The following is an 18,343-nucleotide window of genomic DNA, read 5'->3' as shown; positions in this document are numbered from 1 at the left end:
CCGGAAGCAGGGTTAGTCCTTGAGCGGCTCGGTGTTTACTTCACATCCACCTGGTGGTGGTTGACCTGCTCCACCGAAGCGACCTGATGCTTCCCGTTAACCTGCTCCATGAGCTGCTCCATGGAGGGATTCATCTTCTCCAGGAAGGTGTTGGGGTAGACGCCGATCCAGAAGACGAATACCAGCAGGGGAATCATGATAACGACCTCGCGAAGGGAGAGGTCCTTGAGTTTTTCGTTGGCGGGGTTTTTCAGCTCGCCGAACATGACGCGCTGGAACATCCACAGCATATAGACGGCGGCGAAGATGACGCCGGTGGTGGCGAAGACGGCAAACCAGCGCAGCTCGCTTTCGAACGCCCCGAGCAGGATGAGGAACTCGCCGACGAAGCCGTTGGTCCCCGGAAGCCCGATGGAGGAGAAGGTGATGATCATGAAGATGGTGGCAAAGACCGGCATCACCTTGGCGAGGCCGCCGAAGTCGGCGATGGCCCGGGTGTGGCGGCGCTCATAGATGAAGCCGACGATGAGGAAGAGCGCGCCGGTGGAGATGCCGTGATTGACCATCTGCAGCATGCCGCCGCTCAACCCCTGCATGTTCAGGGCAAAGATGCCGAGCATGACGAAGCCGAGATGGGAGACGGAGGAGTAGGCGACCAGCTTCTTGACGTCGTCCTGCATCATCGCCACCAGGGCGCCGTAAATGATGCCGATGACCGCCAGCAGGGAGAGGTAGGGGATGAACTGGTGGGTCGCCTCGGGGAAGAGGGGCATGGCGAAGCGGATATAGCCGTAGGTCCCCATTTTCAGCATGATGGCGGCGAGGATAACCGAACCGGCCGTCGGTGCTTCCGTATGGGCATCGGGCAACCAGGTGTGAACCGGGAACATCGGCACCTTGATGGCGAAGCTGAACGCGAAGGCGAGGAAGAGCCAGGTCTGCAGGTGCGCTGGAATGTTCAGGTCATAGAAATGTGCGATGCTGAAGCCGTCCATGGCGACCCCGGACTGGACTGCGGCATAGTAGATGTACATGATAGCCACCAGCATCAGCAGCGAACCGACGGCGGTGTAGATGAAGAATTTGATCGCGGCGTAGATGCGGTTCTTTCCGCCCCAGATGCCGATCATGAAGTACATGGGGATCAGCATCAGTTCCCAGAAGATGTAGAACAGGAAGAGGTCGAGGGCGATGAAGGCCCCGAGCATGGCGGTCTCGAGAAGAAGGAGCAGGGCCATGAACCCCTTGATGTTCTTGTCGACGGCGTTCCAGGTGGAGAGGACGGCGATCGGCATGATAAAGGTGGTCAGCAGGACCAGCCAGAGACTGATGCCGTCGATGCCGATGTTGTAGTTCATCTGGAAGTAGCTGCCGACGCTGATCCACGGAACAAACTCGGTGTATTGCATGGCGGCGGACGTCTTGAAGACGTCGTCGAAGGCCAGGGGGAGGCTGACGAAGAAGGTGATAATGGTCACCACCAGGGTAATGCCCTTGAGCAGGCCCCCGTTGTCCCTGGGAATGAACAGGAGGACCAGGAGTCCCAAAAGAGGGAGAAAGGTCATCCAGCTGAGAAGGTGTTGGCTCATGAAAATCGCTCCTTATATCTCTATCGCAAATCGAACAGCGCTGTTAGCGGAAGACGTAAATCGCCACGATCACCACGAGGCCGACCACCATGCTCATGGCATAGTTGTGAAGATAACCGCTCTGGGTATGCCGCAGAGCGCGGGAGAGCCCATGGGCCACCTTGCCGAATCCGTTGACGATGCCGTCGACGACGACCACATCGAACCCCTTCCAGAGAAAGGTTCCGAGACGCTTGGTCGGGTTGACGAAAAGGGCATCGTAGATCTCGTCCACGTACCACTTGTTGAAGACCGCCCGGTGCAGGGGCGCAAAGGCGGCCACGAACTTGCCGGGGAGCGAAGGATTCTTGATGTACATCACCCAGGCGAGGAAGATGCCGACCAGGGCGATGCCGACGGAGATCCCCATCAGCGGCCATTCGAAGGCATGCAGTGAATGCTGGGCATGAATGCCGTAGAGTTCCTGGGTGTGCTCGAAGACCGGGGCCAGGAAGTGTTCGAAGTGGTTGGACATGCCGCCGAAGAGATCGCCGATCGGCTTGGGTACGCCGATCCAGCCGCCGACCAGGGCGAGGGCGCCGAGGACCATCAGGGGGATGGTGATGACCAGGGGCGATTCATGGACGTGGTCCTTGGCCTTGGCATGGGTACGCGCGGTCCCGTGGAAGGTCATGAAGACGAGACGGAACATGTAGAAGGCGGTCATGCCGGCGGCCAGGGCGCCGACGGCCCAGAGAATCCAGCCGCCGCGGGTGGAGGAAAAGGCCATCCAGAGAATCTCGTCCTTGGAGAAGAATCCGGAGAGACCGGGGATCCCGGAAATGGCCAGGGTCGAAACGAGAAAGGTGATCCAGGTCACGGGCATCTTCTTCCACAGGCCGCCCATGTTGCGCATGTCCTGGGCGTCGTCATGGAGATGGGCCTTGTGATAGGCGTAGTGCATGGCGTGAATCACGGAACCGGAGCCGAGGAAGAGGCAGGCCTTGAAGAAGGCGTGGGTCATGAGGTGAAAAATACCGGCGGTAAAGGCGCCGACGCCCATGGCCAGGAACATGTAGCCGAGCTGGGAGACCGTGGAGTAGGCCAGAACCCGTTTGATGTCGTTCTGGGCCATGCCGATGGTGGCGGCGAAGAGGGCGGTGGCGGCGCCGACGATGGCGATGACCATCATCGTGTCCGGGGACATGGCAAAGAGTCCGTTCATGCGCCCGATCATGTAAACGCCGGCGGTAACCATGGTGGCGGCATGGATGAGGGCCGAAACGGGAGTCGGGCCTTCCATGGCGTCGGGGAGCCAGGTGAAGAGGGGGATTTGCGCCGACTTGCCGGTGGCGCCGAGGAAGAAGCAGAGTGTCACGACGGTGACCACCAGGCTTCCGGCACCGAGGAGGTGTCCGTGCTCGGCGATCTGGACGAAATTGAGGGTCCAGATGCCATGCTCGCTGCCGAGGGTCCAGTAGAGAGTGAAAAGCCCGAGGAGGAAACCGAAGTCGCCGATGCGGTTGACCACGAAGGCCTTTTTGGCCGCGTCTCCGGCGCTCTTTTTGTGGAAATAGTAGCCGATGAGGAGATAGGAGCAGAGCCCGACCCCCTCCCAGCCGATGAACATCACCAGGGCGTTGTTGCCGAGGACCAGCATCAGCATGGAGAAGCAGAAGAGGTTCAGGTAGGAGAAGTAGCGGTAGAACCCTTCCTCCCCGTGCATGTAGCCGATGGAGTAGAGGTGAATCAGCGACCCGACTCCCGAGACGACCAGAATCATCAGGGCCGAGAGAGGATCGAGAAGAAAGCCCCAATCCACCTGCAGGTTGCCGACGGTAATCCAGGGGGCGAGGACATTTTCATGAACCTTGACCGGATCGCCGAGGAGTTGGAAAAAATACATGCAGGAGACCGCAAAGGAAGAAGCGATAGCCAGGGTTGCGATCCCCCCGATCACCTTCTCATTCTTGATCTTCTTGCCGAGCAGTCCGTTGATGACGGAGCCCAGCAGGGGAAAGAACGGGATGAGCCACAGTTTGTCGTACATCTATATCTCCTCTAAGCGGAATGGGCCACTAGGCGAAACAGCACTCGCTTACCATTTCAGCAGATTGAAATCCTCGACATCGATGGATTCCCGATTCCGGAAGAAGGCAATCATCAGAGCCAGACCGACCGCGGCTTCGGCAGCAGCAACGGTCATGACGAAAAAGACGAAGATCTGCCCGTCGAGATTCCCCAGATGGTTGGAGAGCGCGATGAAGGTAAGGTTGACGGAATTGAGCATCAACTCGATACACATGAAGATGACAATGGCATTTTTCCGGGTCAGGACACCAAAGGTCCCGATGGAAAAAAGGATTGCGCTGAGCACCAGGTAGTGATTTACGGTAATCATGATCTGCTCTCCTGTCCTTGTCTGCTAAACGGTTCTCTTGGTGAGAACGACGGCTCCGATGATCGCCACGAGAAGAAGGATCGAGGTGATTTCGAAGGGGAGAAGGAACTCGGTGAACAGGGCCGTGCCGATGAGTTCGGTATGGCCTACGGATTCCACCACCGCGGCATCAATTTTCCCCTGCACCCCTGCGACCTGACCGCGGCCGAGAAGGTAGAGCACCTGTAAGAGCACGAGTGCCGAAGCCACCACCCCGCCGGCGACGCTGTGGCTTGTGCGGATTTGCACGTCGGTGCCGAGATTGAGCAGCATGATGACGAAGATGATCAGGACGATGATCGCCCCGGCATAGACCATGATCTGGATGGCCGCCATAAACGGTGCATTCAGCATGACGTAGAAGGTCGCCAGACAGACGAAGGTCATCACCAGGGAAATGGCGCTGTTGACGGGATTCTTGGCCTTGACGACGAGGATCCCCGAGACGACGGCCACCAGAGCGACCAGATAGAAAAAGAGTGTTTCCATGAATTCAATGCTCCTCTACGGTTACTTGAGCAGCCGCTCTTTGGTGAAAGTAAAGTCATCGCGCTTGAAGTTGGCAAGCTCGTAGGTGCCGGTCATTTCGATGGCTTCAACCGGGCAGGCCTCGACGCAGTAGCCGCAGAAGATGCAGCGGAGAAGATCGATCTTGTAGACCCTGGGGTACTTCTCCCCCTTGGCATTCTCCGCCGACTCGACGGTGATGCACTTGGCCGGGCAGACCGTGGGGCACAGATAGCAGGCAACGCATTTTTCCCGGTCGTGGGCGGGGACCAGACGGTGGAGACCGCGGAAACGCTCGGCCGTCTGCAGTCTCTGCTTGGGATATTGTACCGTCGTCGAATGCCCGGGGAGCAGGTGCTTGAAGGTAATGCTCAGACCTTTGATAAACTCTTTCAGCATGGTCTATCCTCTTGTCACGTTTGGAGTTACTACCAGAAAACGACGACGGCGCCGGTAATCACGATGTTGGCCAGAGCCAGGGGGAGGAAGATTTTCCACCCCATGTACATGAGCTGGTCGTAGCGGACACGCGGGACGGTAGCGCGAACCCAGATAAAGAAGAACATGAAGCCGAAGATCTTGATCAGGATATTGATGACGCCGGGGAAGGGTCCGTCCCAGCCGCCGAGGAACAGGGTTGCGGCAATGGCGGCGATGACCACCATGTTGGCATATTCAGCCATGAAGAAGAGCGCGTATTTCATGGAGGAATATTCGGTGCAGAAGCCGGAGACCAGCTCGGTTTCGGCCTCGGGGAGGTCGAAGGGGGTCCGGTTGATTTCGGCCATGCCGCAGATCACGAAGAGGCAGAAGGCCAGAGGCTGGGAGAAGATGTACCAGTTGGGAAGGAAGGAAAGCGCGGCGATGGGAAATTCCTGCATCTGCGCGGCGACGATCCCCTTCAGGCTCAGGGTTTCGGAGAGCATGAAGACCGCCACGATGGCCATTCCTGCGGCGAGTTCATAGGAGACCATCTGCGCCGACGAGCGCAGGCCGCCGAGAAGAGAATACTTGCTGTTCGAGGCCCATCCGGCGAGAACGATGCCGTAGACCCCGAGCCCCGCCATGGCGAGGATGTAGAGCATCCCCACGTTGAGGTCGGTGATCTGCATGGGGATGACATAACCGCCGACGACAATATCCGGTCCGAAGGGGATGACCGCCACGGTGATAAAGGCGGGGACCAGGATCATCATGGGAGCAAGGATGAAGGAGACCTTGCTCGCCTCGCTGGGGATGATGTCCTCCTTGAAGAACAGCTTGAGACCATCGGCGATCGGCTGCAGCAGTCCATGCCAGCCGGTTTCCATCGGCCCGAGGCGGGTCTGCATGTGACCGATGACCTTGCGCTCCACCCAGGTGGTGTAGGCGACGATCAGCAGGACCACAACGAAGACCACAAGAATCTTCACCAACATTGCGACGAGGAACCACAGCGGCTGGTCCGACAGGCTCAACATTTCCATGACAATCCTCTTCCTTGACTCTAGTTAGGATTATGCCTCTGACGAGGAACTAAAAACCTGGTTTATGGGGAGTCTGAATCTCCCCCAGATGCTTGCTCAGGTACTGGGCCTCCCGATGCTCCGGGTTGATGACCAGGGCCCTGCCGATGGCCTCCCGCGCAGCGTCGAGGAAATCGAGCTGCAAATTGCACTCGCCGAGGCGAACCCAGGCATCCACATCCTTGGGATTGAGCCTGAGAAGCTCGTCGTAGGCGCTGATCGCTTCGCTGAACCGTCCGAGTTTCCGGAAGGTCTCGCCAAGCATGTAGTGCCCCGGAGCAAAACGTGCGCTGCACTCGACGGCTTTCTCGAACTGCTCGATCGCCTCCGTCAAAGTCCCTTCGCGGTACAAGGCCATGCCGAGTTCGAATCGCGCAGCCGTGTAGGAGGGGCTAATCTCCTCGACCTTGCGGAATTGGCTGATCGCCTGCTGGTACTCCCCCTTTTGCGAAAGGACCATGCCGATGGTGTAAAGCGCCCGGGTGTACTCGGGATTGATCCGGATGGCACCCTCGAGAGCCTGCAGTGCCAGATCGAGATCGGAGCGACGGAGAAAGGAAAGCCCGAGGCGATAGTGGGTTTCGGCGCTGCCGGGATTGATCTCGATCGCCTTTTGGAAACTCTCGATACTCCCGGCCAGGTCCCCGAGACCGTACTGCGCCAGTCCCAGCTTGAAATAGACCCGGAAGGGCTCCTTTTCCCCGGCCAGTGCCGTCTTGAAGGAATCCACCGCCGCCTGAAGCTCGCCGCGGTCGTAAAGAGCCAGACCCTTGTAGTAAAACCCCTTGCTGAAACCCGGATCGAGGGAGACCGACTGATCCCAGAGAGTCACGGCCTCGTCGATGAGCCCGCGGTGATAATGGTCGAGGGCCTTCTGATGCAGGAACTCGGCATTATTGACCAGATTGGTCCCGCACTGATCGCAAAATCGAGCACGCTGAGATACCGCAGCCTGACATTTGGGACAATCCATTTCTCCTCCGGGGCGCTGTCCTACTTCTGCACTTCGACGGCCACAGCCGCCTCCCCCTTGTAGAGCCGGTTGATTCCGGCCTCGGCAAAGTGGTAGGGCGCAAAGACCACCCCTTTGGGGAGCCGGGTGTCGACCTTGGCTTTGAGCCTGAGTTCGACGCCGTTCCCCTTGACGGTCACTAGGTCTCCCTCGCTCACCTTGAGTGCGGCGGCATCCTCGCGGCCGAGCTCGAGATAGGCTTCGGAGACGACGGCGTTGGGCCCCTGGGCACGGGTCGATACGGTGCCACTGTGGTAAAGGGCGCTGCCGGTTATGAACTGGAAGGTCCCCGCGGCGACGGCGGCACCGGAAACCGGCACGACCTTCTTGAAGGCCGGCGCCAGGATCTCGCCGCCCCAGACGACTCCCTGGGGTCCGATGGTGTTGTAATTGATTCCTGCATAGCCGGGGGTGACGGCGGCCAGCTCGGCAAAGACGGCGCCGGGGCCGGTGTAGCTGAGGGTGCTGCCGAGACGGGAGGCGAGCATGGAGAAGATCGCCAGGTCGGTCTTGGCCTCTCCGGGACTCGGGATGGCGGTGTGCAGCTTCTGAATCCGCCGTTCGGCATTGGTAAAGGTCCCGTCCTTTTCCGCAAAGGAGGCCGCCGGGAGAACGACATCGGCCTGCGCGGCGGTGGCGGAAAGGAAGAGGTCCTGAACCACCAGGAAGGGGACGGCCGTCAGAGCCTTGGCCACCCGGTCCCGGTCGGGATAGGCGCCGAGGAGGTCCTCGCCGACGACGTAGAGGGCAGAGAGCTTGCCCGCCGTGGCGGCTTCGAGCATCGCCGAAGCACCGAGCCCCTCCTTGCCAGGGAGGATGCCGAGGTCGATGGCTCCCTGGCTGTTGGCCTTTTCACCGCAGAGATAGAGCCCACACCCGTCCTTGCCGGCGTTGCCGGAGAGGATGGCGAGGTTGGCCGCAGCGATTCCCAGTTCACGGCTGTTGGCCGTATAGGGGAGGCCATAGGCGAGAAGAATCGCGCTCTTTTTGGCCCCGGCGAGCTTCCGGGCGGCCTGGCGGATCGACTCGGCGTCGACGCCGGTGGAGGCGGCGACCGCTTCGGGGGTGAACTGGGCCAGGGAGGCCTTGAGTTCGTCCAGTCCCTGGACCCCTTCCGTGACGGCCAGACCTTCGCTGAGCAGGACCTGGGCCATGCCGTTGAGGACGGACACTTCGTGCCCCGGGCGGGAAAGGAGGGTCTTGGCATGGGGGAGTTTGCCGAACTTCCCCTTCTTGTCGGCGACGACGAGAAGCTGGGCCTCGTGGCGTTTCACCGCCTGATTGACCACCATGCCGAAAACCGGATGGGTCTCGTAGAAATCGGAACGAATCGCCAGGATCACGTCGCAATTTTCGACCTGGGGGAAGGTCGCGGTGGAGGAAGTCAGACCGAGAGTGGCCTTGAGCCCTTCGGTGACCCCTTTATAGCATTCGCCGCCGGAATGATCGAGATTGGCGGTTCCGGCGACTTTCGAAAGGTTTTTGAGGAGGTAAAGTTCCTCGTTGGTGAGACGTGCGCCGGAGATGATCCCGAGTCCGCCCTGGGAACGGGCCGTCTCGAAACCCTTGGCCACGGCCTCGATGGCCTCGGGCCACTCGACCTCGACCAGCTGTCCGTCCTTGCGCAGCAGCGGCTTTTTCAACCGTTCTTCGCTGTTCACATAGGAATAGCCGAAACGGCCGCGGATGCAGAGGTTGCCGTCATTAACGCCGGTCTTGTCGTTGAAGCGGATGGTCTCGACCCTGTCGTTGAGGACACCGAGGGTCAGGGTGCAGCCGTTGCCGCAATAGCCGCAGACCGAGTCGACTTCCTTGATCTGCCAGGGGCGGGCCTTGAACTTGAAGGGGCGCGGCAGGATGGCGCCGACGGGGCACATGGAAACGCATTGGCCGCAGAACTCGCAGTTGAGTCCGCGGTCGAAGGCCGTGGCGATCTTGGTCTCGAAACCGCGATTGATGAATGAATAGGAGCCGTAACCGACAATTTCATCGCAGACCCGGGCGCACTTGCCGCAGAGGACGCAGCGGTTCATGTTGCGCTCGATCAGGGGGTTGACCTCATCCTTGGGGAGGTCGAACTTGACCCCTTCGAACCGATTGGTGCTGACTTCGTATTCATAGGTCAGATCTTGCAGGTCACACTCCCCCCCCTTGTCGCAGACCGGGCAGTCGACCACATGGTTGACGAGAAGGAACTCAAGAACGGTCTTGCGAACCTTGTTGATTTCCGGGGACTTGGTGGTCACCACCATCCCTTCGGTGGCCGGGGTGGTGCAGGAAGGGATGAGGCGCCCTTTCATCTGCTCGACCTCGACCAGACAGACGCGGCAAGCCCCGTAGGGGAGGAGCTTCTTGGCGTAGCAGAGAACGGGGATGTGGATCCCCCCTTCGCAGGCAGCCTCGTAAATGGTGGCTGACTTGCTTACCGTGACCTGTTTTCCGTCAATCGTAAGATTTACCATCTCGACCTCGTATGAATTCGGCTAAAACCGGCTATTCAATCGCCATGAAGCGGCAGGCATCGTAACAGGAAGTGCACTGGGTACACTTTTCCTTGTCAATGACCGCCAGCTGACCCTTTTCCCAGCGCACGGCGTCCACGGGGCAGACCCGGAAACACAGACCGCACTTCTTGCAGGCGCCATCGACCACTTCGAACTTGAGGAGCGGCTTGCAGGAGTTGGAGGGACAGCGCTTTTCCTTGATGTGCGCCTCGTACTCGTGGCGGAAGTAGCGCAGAGTGGAGAGTACCGGATTGGGAGCGGTCTGACCGAGGCCGCAAAGGGAACTCTTCTTGATGTCGTAGGCCATGTCCTCGAGGAGTTCGAGGTCCCCTTCCCGCCCCTCGCCGTGGGTAATCCTCTCGAGAATCTCGAGCATGATTTTCAGTCCGATGCGACAGGGGATGCACTTGCCGCAGGACTCGGCGCGGGTGAAGTTGAGGAAGAAGCGGGCGATGTCAACCATGCAGGTCGTCTCGTCCATGACCACCAGACCGCCGGAACCCATCATCGCGCCGGCCTTGATCAACGAGTCGTAGTCGACCTGGGCGTCGAGGGCTTCGGCCGGGAGGCATCCCCCGGAGGGGCCGCCGGCCTGAACCGCCTTGAACTTGCGGTTATTGAGGATACCGCCGCAGACGTCGTAGATGACCTCCTTCATGGTGGTACCGGCGGGAACCTCGACGAGACCCGTGTGCTTGACCTTGCCGGTGAGGGCGAAGATCTTGGTCCCCTTGGTCCCTTCGGTGCCGATGGAGGAATACCAGTCAGCGCCGTTGTAAAAGATGTAGGAGACGTTGGCGAAGGTTTCGACGTTGTTGATATTGGTCGGTTTTCCCCACAGGCCGCGCACCGCCGGGAAGGGGGGGCGAGGACGGCTCATTCCGCGATGTCCCTCGATGGACGCCATCAGTGCCGTCTCTTCGCCGCAGACGAAAGCGCCGGCGCCGGCCTTGATGCGCATGTCGAGCTGAAAGCCGAGACCCATGCAGTTTTCACCGAGGATCCCCTTGGCGTAACAGGTGTCGATGGCCAGCTGCAGTCGCTTGATCGCCAGAGGATACTCGGCACGCACGTAGACATAGGCGAATTTGCAGCCGATGGCATAGGCGCCGATCATCATCCCTTCGATGAGGCCGTAGGGGTCGCCTTCGAGAACGGAACGGTCCATGAACGCCCCTGGGTCCCCCTCGTCGGCGTTGCAGATCAGGTATTTCTCATCACCTGGCGAAGCGGCACAAAAAGACCATTTGACGCCGGTGGGAAACCCCCCGCCCCCACGACCGCGGAGGCCGGAGCGCTTGACTTCGTCGATGACCTCGGCAGGCTTCATGGTGACCGCCTTTTTGATCCCCGTAAAACCCTGGTGAGCCAGAAAATCGTCGAGGCTTTCGGCGTTGACCGTACCGCAGCGGGAGAAGATGATACGCTGCTGCTTGGCGAGAAACTGGGTATAGTACTCGCCGGCAACCTTCTTGGCCACCGGCTCGTTGCCGAGCACGTGTTCGGTGACGATCTGCGGCACCATCTCCGGCGTGACGAAGTCGTAGGTCACCGCCGTCTGCCCCGGAAGGACGATATCGACCAGAACGTCATTGGCGCAGAGTCCGCGGCAGCCGGTGCCGACAACCTCGCAACGCTTGCCGACGCTGGCCTCGACCCCCTGCTTGGTGAACTCCTCGGTAAAGGCCGCGGCTACCGCCGCCGCCCCTGAAGCCATACCGCCGGTCCCCTGGCAGATCAGAACTTTTATGATTTCTGCATTTGCGGCCATATCGATCTATCCCCGCTCAGTGTAAGTTAGAGAGTGTCCCAGGCTGCCTATTCCATGGCCTTGTATTTGTCGATGACCTCGACCATCTTCTGAACGGACATGCTGCCGTAGGTCGCCTCGTTGACCATGATGACCGGAGCCATGCCGCAGGCGCCGATACAGGCGACATACTCGGCGGTGAACTTCAGATCCTCCGTGGTCTCGGCATGTCCGATGCCGAGCTGTTCGGTCAGGGTGTCGCCGATGCGCGTCGCCCCCTTGACGTGGCAGGCGGTCCCCATGCAGACGCGGACGATGTACTTGCCCCGCGGCTTGAGGTGGAACTGGGCGTAAAAGGTCAGCACCCCGTAGATCTGGCTGGTATAGACATTGAGCCGTTCGGCGACGAGATGCACCGTCGGCTCGGGGATGTAACCGTAGTGTTCCTGGATCCCCTGGAGTACGGGCATCAAAGACCCGTGCATGTCCTGATATTTGTCGATGACCTGGTTGGCGCCCGTCAGGTCGATCTCTTCCTGCGCTACACTTTGCGCTGCGTTGCTCATGAGTTACCTCGTTGATCCAGAGAGCGGCATTTACCGGTCGATTTCACCGAGAACGATATCCAGCGTACCGATGACAGCAATCACGTCGGCAAGCAGGGATCCCTCAACCATCTGCGGCAGAGCCTGCAGGTTGACGAAGGAGGGGGGCCGAATCTTCATCCGGTAGGGATGGGCCGACCCGTCGGACACCAGGTAGTAGCCGAGCTCCCCCTTGGGCGCCTCGATCCCCTGGTAAACCTCGCCGACCTCGGGCTTGAAACCCTCGGTTACGATCTTGAAATGGTGGATCAACCCTTCGATGGTATTGACCACATTTTTCTTGGCCGGCAGGCAGATCTTCGGAGCGTCGGCGAGAATCGGTCCAGGCTGGAGGGCATCGAGGGCCTGGCGGATGATCTTGCACGATTCGCGCATTTCGTCGAGCCGGGCCTTGTAGCGGGCAAAGACATCTCCCTCTTCGGCGGTCACAACGCGGAAATCGTATTTCTCGTATCCGCTGTAGGGATTGTCCCGGCGCAGGTCCCAATCGACACCGGAGGCGCGCAGCGCCGGACCGGTGAGGCCGATATCGATGGCCGCTTCGGCGCTGATCCTGCCGACGCCTATGGTCCGCTTCTGCCAGATCTTGTTGCCGGTCAGAAGGCCCTCGTAGGTATCGACGTGACCGGGCATGGCGTCGATGAAGGAGCGGATCTCCTTCTCGAGTCCGGCGGGGAAATCGGCGGAGAGTCCCCCCACCCGGAAGTAATTGGAGGTCATGCGGGCGCCGGAGACCTTCTCGTAGATATCGATGATTTCCTCGCGCTCGCGGAAGCAGTAGAGAAAAACAGTCATGGCGCCGATATCGAGAGCGTGGGTCGCCAGCCACACCAGGTGGCTCTTGAGACGGGTCAATTCCGTCATGATGACGCGAATTCTCTGGGCGCGCTCGGGAATGGCGTCGGTGATGCCGAGAAGCTTCTCGACGGCGAGGACATAGCCGAGATTGTTGCTCATCGGAGCCAGATAGTCGAGACGGTCGGTCAGGGGAATGGTCTGGTGGTAGGTCCGGTGCTCGGAGAGCTTCTCCACCCCGCGGTGGAGAAAACCGATATGGGGGACCGCCTTCTTGACGATCTCGCCGTCAAGTTCGAGGACCAGCTGCAGAACCCCGTGGGTCGAGGGGTGCTGAGGGCCCATGTTTATAGTCATAGTTTCGAGATTTGCCATCGCATGCCTCATCTATCGAAAAGGTGAACGTCCTGGGAGATGCCTACGAGAGTCGCCCCTGGTAAGGCTCGCGACCGGGCCCCTGGAGAGGGTAGTCCTTGCGCAGCGGGTGTCCTTCCCAATCGGCGGGCATCAGAATGCGCCGGAGATCGGGATGGTTGTTGAAGGAGATACCCATCAGGTCCCAGCATTCGCGCTCGTGCCAGTTGGCGGTCCCCCACACCCCGATGACCGAGTCGACCCGGGGGTCCGACTCTTCGACGGGAATCTTGACCCGCAGACGATCCTTGGTGGCGATGTTGTACAGGTTGTAAACCACCATGAAACGGGGGGACTCTCCGAGGTAGTCGACTCCGCAGAGGTCGCAGAGGAAGTTGTAGCCCAACTCCTCCTTGAGGAAGGTGCAGATGGCGACGATATCCTCCTTCTTGACGGTGACCGTCGTTTCTTCACGAAACTCGGCAACCCCCAGAACGGCGGCGGAAAATTTTTCTTTGAGCTTGCCTACGGCAGCATGTTCACTCATATCGCGTAATCCCTATTCAGGTTGTCCAGAATCGACTTGACGATCCTAGGCCTCGTTAATGACCTCGCCGATCCCGATGGCGGCCCCGAAGGAGTTGCGCTCCTTCATGATCTTCTCCTGGAGCTTGCCGATCCCGTAGATCAGCCCTTCGGGCCGGGGGGGGCAGCCGGGGATATAGACATCGACGGGGAGATACTCATCGATCCCCTGAACGGTGCTGTAGGTATCGAAGATTCCGCCGGAGCAGGCGCAGGCGCCCATGGCGATGACATATTTGGGCTCGGGCATCTGCTCGTAGACCGTCAGAATGACCGGCAGCATCTTCTTGGTCACGGTGCCGGCGATGATGATGCAGTCGGATTGGCGGGGGGAGGCGCGGAAGAGGATGCCGAGACGGTCGAGGTCGAAGCGCGCCGCACCGGCGGCCATCATTTCGATGGCGCAGCAGGCCAGACCGAAGGTCATCGGCCAGAGCGACTTGGAACGCGACCAGTTGACGAGCTTGTCCAGCGAAGTGGTGACAACATTATTGCCGAGGGTTTGCTCTACTCCCATTCGAGTGCTCCTTTTTTCCAGACATAGACGTAACCGACGAGCAGGATTGCGATGAAGACCCCCATCTCGACAAAGCCGAAAAGACCGAGCTTCTTGAACATCACCGCCCAGGGATAGAGAAAGACCGCCTCAATATCGAAGACGATAAAGAGCATGGCGATGATGTAAAACTTGACGGAAACCCGATCGCGAGCGGTGCCGACGAGGGGCATCCCGCACTCATAGGGAGCCAGCTTGATCGCGCTCGGCTTCTTCGGCCCGACCAGACGGGACATGACCACGGACCCGAGAGCAAAGGCAAAAGCAATGGCAACGAGAACGAGTATCGGCAGATAATTCTCTAGCATGTAACAGCTCCTCCCAAGAGTAAATTATGAGCTTTTGCGGTATATCTCAGAATGGCGTCTACGGCATTATGCCGCCAGCAAGTTAGGTTAAACTCACCACTTTGTCAAGGAAAAAATACCGTATACTGTATGCAATATTGCGTTGTTGTAACGCCTGACAAAACAGTGCGTTAGGGGGGATTTTCGGGCTTCAAAGGAAGAGGTCAAAACGGCTTTTCCGGGGCCGCACACCCCCGTCGGGGGGTCGTTTGCTGCGCTTGTTTTCGGCCGCCCTGCTCTGCCTCGGCCATCATTGGCTTCGGCCCGGATCGTCCGAGAGGTCTAGCGCCGCGAGGCTTCGAAACGATTCATGCCGGCCAGCAGAAGCCCGAGGCTGATGAAGGCGCCGGGGGGGAGGATGAGGAGGAGGAAGGGGATATAACCGCCGCCGAACAGGGAGAAGCCGAGGATGGCCCCCGAACCGAAGAGCTCACGGACCGACCCGAGGACGAAGAGGGAGAGGGTGAACCCGAGCCCCATGCCGAATCCGTCCGCCAGTGAGGGGAGGAGGGAGTTTTTCGAGGCGAAGGCCTCGGCCCGGCCGAGGATCACGCAGTTGACGACGATCAGCGGGATGAAGATGCCGAGGGCCTTGTACAGATCGTAGACATAGGCCTCCATGCACAGCTGGACCACGGTCACGAAGGAGGCAATGATGACGATGAAGGCGGGGATCCGCACCTTGGCCGGGATCACTCCGCGCAGCAGAGCAATGGCGGCATTGGAACAGAGGAGGACAAAGGTCGTCGCCAGCCCCATGCCGAGGCCGTTTTCGGCGCTGGTGGTGACGGCCAGAGTCGGGCACATCCCGAGCACCAGCTTGAAGACGGCATTCTCCCGCCAGATTCCCTTGCTGAATTCCCTGACCAGATTCATTCTGCGCTCCCCTTGCTGTCGACGATCTGCGACCGGTGCTCGCGAAAGAATTCCAGACCGCTTTTCACCGCCTGAACAACCGCCCGCGGGGAAACGGTTGCCCCGGTGATCTGGTCGAAGGAACCGCCATCCTTCTTGACCCGCCAGTCGGCGTCGTCGAGTCCCTTGCCGCGGAACTGGTCCTTGAAGACCGGCGCGGTGATCTTGCTGCCGAGGCCGGGGGTTTCGGCGTGCGTGAGGATCTCGATGCCGACCACCCTCCCCTCGGGATCGACCCCGACCATGATCTCGATGTTGCCGCTGTAGCCGTCGGGAGCGACGACCTTGAAGGCGATCCCGGCCAGCTTTCCTTCGAGTTTCCCGCGGTAGAAGGTGCGGAGGAGATCCCTCCCCTTGCGGTCCTTGCCGATGACCAGGTCGACCTTGTCGGCATCCGGGGCGTTGTCGATGGGGGGGAGGACGGCGCGCAGGGCCTTGAGGGTTTCCTGCCGGCGCACTTCGGCGATCGGCGCCCGGGTCACCCCCTCCACAAGGGAGAGGATCAGTCCGGCGGCGGCGGCAATGATGGTGAGGACCAGGGCGAGGCGGCTGAGTTCTTTCATGGCTGTCCTTGTCTACCCCTTCTGCGGCACGGTGCCGAATTTGCTCGGACGGCTGAAACGGTCGATCAGCGGTGTGGCGGCGTTCATCAGGAGAATGGCGAAGGAGACCCCCTCGGGGTAACCGCCGAAGAGACGCACCAAAACGGTAATGATGCCGCAGCCGAGACCGAAGATCACCATCCCTTTCCCGGTGACCGGCGAGGTCACCATGTCCGTCGCCATGAAAAAGGCGCCGAGCATCAGACCGCCGGTGCAGAGATGAAAGAGAGGGCTGGGATAACGGCTCGGATCGACGAGCCAGAAGACGCCGGAAAGGAGGACCACGCTCCCCAGATAAGTGGCGGGGATGTGCCAGGTCAGGATGCGCCGCCAGAAGAGATAGGCGGCGCCGAGGAGAAGAGCGAGGGCCGAAACCTCCCCGAGGGAACCGGCCATGTTGCCGGTGAAATATCCGAGATAATCGCTTCCGGCCAGAAGGGGCAGTTTGCCGGTGAGCATCACCGCCGTCTTCAACTCGCCAAGGGGGGTGGCGGTGGTGAGGGCATCGATGGCCGAACCGAGGGGAGCCGGAGCCGTCCAGGTCGTCATCTGCACCGGAAAGGAGATGAGCAGGACGACCCGCGCCACCAGGGCGGGATTGAAAGGGTTGGATCCGAGCCCCCCGTAGACCTGTTTGCCGATACCGATGGCCACCACCGCGCCGAGGAGGGCCAGCCACCAGGGACTCGACGGCGGAAGATTAAGGGCGAGGAGAATCCCCGTCAGCGCCGCGCTGCCGTCGCCGAGACTCAGCGGCTGCCCCATCCCTTTGCGGCACAGCGCTTCGGTGGCCATGCACCCGCCGGTGCAGAGGAAAAGGACCAGCAGGGCCGGCCATCCGAAAAAATAGATGGAAACCGCGCAGGCGGGGAGGAGGGCGTAGATCACCCCGCGCATCACCTTGTCGGTCGTTTCCCCACAATGGATATGCGGAGAGGAGGAAAGATAGAGCTGTTTTTCCACGTCAGACCTTCCTTCTCTTGGCCAGAATCGCCCCCTTGGCGAGGCGGATGACCTGCACCAGGGGGATGGCTGCCGGGCAGGTGTAGGTGCAGCAGCCGCACTCGATGCAGTCCATGGCGTTGTACTCTTCGGCCTCGTTGATCAAGTCGAGGCGGGCGTAGGCGGCAATGGTCGTCGGCAGGATCCGCGCCGGGCAGACGCCCACGCAGCGTCCGCAGCGGATACAGGGCCCTTCGGGGACGAGAGCGAGGTCCCCTTCGCGAAAGAGGAGGACTCCGGAAGTGCCGCGCGTGGCCGGGACGTCGAGGGAGAGCTGGGTGGCCCCCATCATCGGTCCCCCCATGATGATCTTGGCCGGATCCCCCTGAAGGCCGCCGCAGAAGTCGACCATGGCCGAAAGCGAGGTGCCGACACGGATCCGCAGGTTTTTCGCCTCGGATATTCCGGGACCGCTGACCGTGGCGATGCGTTCGATGAGGGGGAGGCCGTGCCGAACCGCGTCGCTGACCGCCACGGCCGTCCCGACGTTCTGCACCACCACGCCGACATCCATCGGCAACCCGCCGGAAGGGACCTCGCGCCCGGTGACCGCGAGAATCAGCTGTTTTTCCGCCCCCTGGGGATACTTGACCCTGAGCCCCTGCACCTCGATGCCGCGCCCGGCGCAGGCCCGACTCACCACGTCGATGGCGTCGGGCTTGTTGGCCTCGATGCCTATGAAGGCCCGCTCGACGCCGAGAACCCGCTTGAGGATGGTGACCCCATCGAGAAGCCGTTCGGTTTCCTCGAGCATCAGGCGGTGGTCGGCGGTCAGGTACGGTTCGCACTCCACCCCGTTGAGAATCAGGGTGTCGATGATCTTCCCCTCGGGGGGGGAGAGCTTGACGTGGGCCGGAAAGGTCGCCCCCCCGAGGCCGACGATTCCGGCGGTGCGAATCTTCTCGCGAATCTGGTCCGGAGTCAGCGTCATGGGATCGCAGGCAGGGAGCCCCTCGACCCAGGCGTCCTCGCCGTCGGGGCGGATCACCACCGCCGGCAACAGGCGTCCGGAGGAGTGAAGACGGGGCTCGACGGCCACGACCTCGCCGGAGGTCGAGGCATGGACCGGCACGGAGACGAATCCCTTGGCCTGCCCTATCACCTCCCCCTTTTTCACCTTCTGACCGACGACGACGCAGGGTTCCGCCGGGGCGCCGATGTTCTGGGACATGGGGATGACCAGCTCTTCGGGGAGGGGGCAGTCCTCGATCGCCTTGTCGGCCGACCACTCTTTATTGTCGGGGGGGTGAAGCCCCCCGGGGAACGTCTTCAGTTTCATCGCGTCTGCTCTTCCTC

Annotated in this window: 18 protein-coding genes; all 18 read right to left on the bottom strand. The window is 60.6% G+C overall.

Annotated features, from left to right (window positions below; all coding sequences use genetic code 11):
• Positions 1 to 35: 35 nt before the first annotated feature.
• Positions 36 to 1,589 carry an NADH-quinone oxidoreductase subunit M gene (locus tag DSOUD_RS01320; protein WP_053549305.1) on the bottom strand — a complete coding sequence of 518 codons (1,554 nt, stop codon included), beginning with the start codon at positions 1,587 to 1,589 and terminating at the stop codon, positions 36 to 38.
• A 43-nt stretch (positions 1,590 to 1,632) separates the two neighbouring features.
• On the bottom strand, positions 1,633 to 3,618 hold the full coding sequence (gene nuoL, locus DSOUD_RS01315) for an NADH-quinone oxidoreductase subunit L (protein ID WP_053549304.1): 1,986 nt from the start codon (positions 3,616 to 3,618) through the stop codon (positions 1,633 to 1,635).
• Positions 3,619 to 3,666: 48 nt separating this feature from the next.
• On the bottom strand, positions 3,667 to 3,969 hold the full coding sequence (gene nuoK / locus DSOUD_RS01310) for an NADH-quinone oxidoreductase subunit NuoK (RefSeq protein ID WP_053549303.1): 303 nt from the start codon (positions 3,967 to 3,969) through the stop codon (positions 3,667 to 3,669).
• Between the two features lie 24 nt (positions 3,970 to 3,993).
• Complete coding sequence (locus tag DSOUD_RS01305; RefSeq protein ID WP_053549302.1) at positions 3,994 to 4,497, bottom strand: NADH-quinone oxidoreductase subunit J; 504 nt, start codon at positions 4,495 to 4,497, stop codon at positions 3,994 to 3,996.
• A 21-nt stretch (positions 4,498 to 4,518) separates the two neighbouring features.
• Entirely contained in the window at positions 4,519 to 4,914 is a 396-nt protein-coding gene (locus DSOUD_RS01300) for a NuoI/complex I 23 kDa subunit family protein (protein ID WP_053549301.1), read from the bottom strand.
• Positions 4,915 to 4,943: 29 nt separating this feature from the next.
• The gene (gene nuoH, locus DSOUD_RS01295; RefSeq protein WP_423739503.1) at positions 4,944 to 5,975 is read right to left on the bottom strand and encodes an NADH-quinone oxidoreductase subunit NuoH; all 1,032 of its coding nucleotides are present in this window, start codon (positions 5,973 to 5,975) and stop codon (positions 4,944 to 4,946) included.
• A 55-nt stretch (positions 5,976 to 6,030) separates the two neighbouring features.
• On the bottom strand, positions 6,031 to 6,993 hold the full coding sequence (locus DSOUD_RS01290) for a tetratricopeptide repeat protein (protein ID WP_053549299.1): 963 nt from the start codon (positions 6,991 to 6,993) through the stop codon (positions 6,031 to 6,033).
• Positions 6,994 to 7,013: 20 nt separating this feature from the next.
• Positions 7,014 to 9,494, bottom strand: a complete 2,481-nt coding sequence (locus DSOUD_RS01285) for a molybdopterin-dependent oxidoreductase (protein ID WP_053549298.1) — start codon at positions 9,492 to 9,494, stop codon at positions 7,014 to 7,016.
• Positions 9,495 to 9,525: 31 nt separating this feature from the next.
• A complete protein-coding gene (gene nuoF / locus DSOUD_RS01280; RefSeq protein ID WP_053549297.1) occupies positions 9,526 to 11,307 on the bottom strand; it encodes an NADH-quinone oxidoreductase subunit NuoF in 1,782 nt (593 codons plus the stop codon).
• Positions 11,308 to 11,354: 47 nt separating this feature from the next.
• Positions 11,355 to 11,852: an NADH-quinone oxidoreductase subunit NuoE gene (gene nuoE / locus DSOUD_RS01275; RefSeq protein ID WP_053549296.1), complete on the bottom strand. Its 498-nt coding sequence runs from the start codon at positions 11,850 to 11,852 to the stop codon at positions 11,355 to 11,357.
• A gap of 30 nt (positions 11,853 to 11,882) precedes the next feature.
• The gene (gene nuoD, locus DSOUD_RS01270; protein ID WP_053549295.1) at positions 11,883 to 13,061 is read right to left on the bottom strand and encodes an NADH dehydrogenase (quinone) subunit D; all 1,179 of its coding nucleotides are present in this window, start codon (positions 13,059 to 13,061) and stop codon (positions 11,883 to 11,885) included.
• A 43-nt stretch (positions 13,062 to 13,104) separates the two neighbouring features.
• Complete coding sequence (locus DSOUD_RS01265; protein ID WP_053549294.1) at positions 13,105 to 13,587, bottom strand: NADH-quinone oxidoreductase subunit C; 483 nt, start codon at positions 13,585 to 13,587, stop codon at positions 13,105 to 13,107.
• Between the two features lie 45 nt (positions 13,588 to 13,632).
• Complete coding sequence (locus tag DSOUD_RS01260; protein WP_053549293.1) at positions 13,633 to 14,142, bottom strand: NADH-quinone oxidoreductase subunit B; 510 nt, start codon at positions 14,140 to 14,142, stop codon at positions 13,633 to 13,635.
• Positions 14,133 to 14,489 carry an NADH-quinone oxidoreductase subunit A gene (locus DSOUD_RS01255; protein WP_053549292.1) on the bottom strand — a complete coding sequence of 119 codons (357 nt, stop codon included), beginning with the start codon at positions 14,487 to 14,489 and terminating at the stop codon, positions 14,133 to 14,135. The genes DSOUD_RS01260 and DSOUD_RS01255 overlap by 10 nt, the downstream gene beginning before the upstream one ends.
• Positions 14,490 to 14,810: 321 nt before the next feature.
• Positions 14,811 to 15,404: an electron transport complex subunit RsxE gene (gene rsxE, locus DSOUD_RS01250; RefSeq protein WP_053549291.1), complete on the bottom strand. Its 594-nt coding sequence runs from the start codon at positions 15,402 to 15,404 to the stop codon at positions 14,811 to 14,813.
• Positions 15,401 to 16,006, bottom strand: coding sequence for an RnfABCDGE type electron transport complex subunit G (locus DSOUD_RS01245; protein WP_053549290.1), 606 nt, complete (start codon positions 16,004 to 16,006; stop codon positions 15,401 to 15,403). Before DSOUD_RS01245 ends, rsxE begins: the two co-directional genes overlap by 4 nt.
• 12 nt (positions 16,007 to 16,018) lie before the next feature.
• Complete coding sequence (locus tag DSOUD_RS01240; protein ID WP_053549289.1) at positions 16,019 to 17,008, bottom strand: RnfABCDGE type electron transport complex subunit D; 990 nt, start codon at positions 17,006 to 17,008, stop codon at positions 16,019 to 16,021.
• Position 17,009: 1 nt separating this feature from the next.
• Positions 17,010 to 18,326: an electron transport complex subunit RsxC gene (gene rsxC / locus DSOUD_RS01235; protein ID WP_053549288.1), complete on the bottom strand. Its 1,317-nt coding sequence runs from the start codon at positions 18,324 to 18,326 to the stop codon at positions 17,010 to 17,012.
• Positions 18,327 to 18,343: the final 17 nt, after the last annotated feature.

This window comes from Desulfuromonas soudanensis (assembly GCF_001278055.1).
GTDB classification, from domain to species: Bacteria; Desulfobacterota; Desulfuromonadia; order Desulfuromonadales; family WTL; genus Deferrimonas; species Deferrimonas soudanensis.
This window is presented reverse-complemented; position numbering and strand designations above follow the sequence as displayed.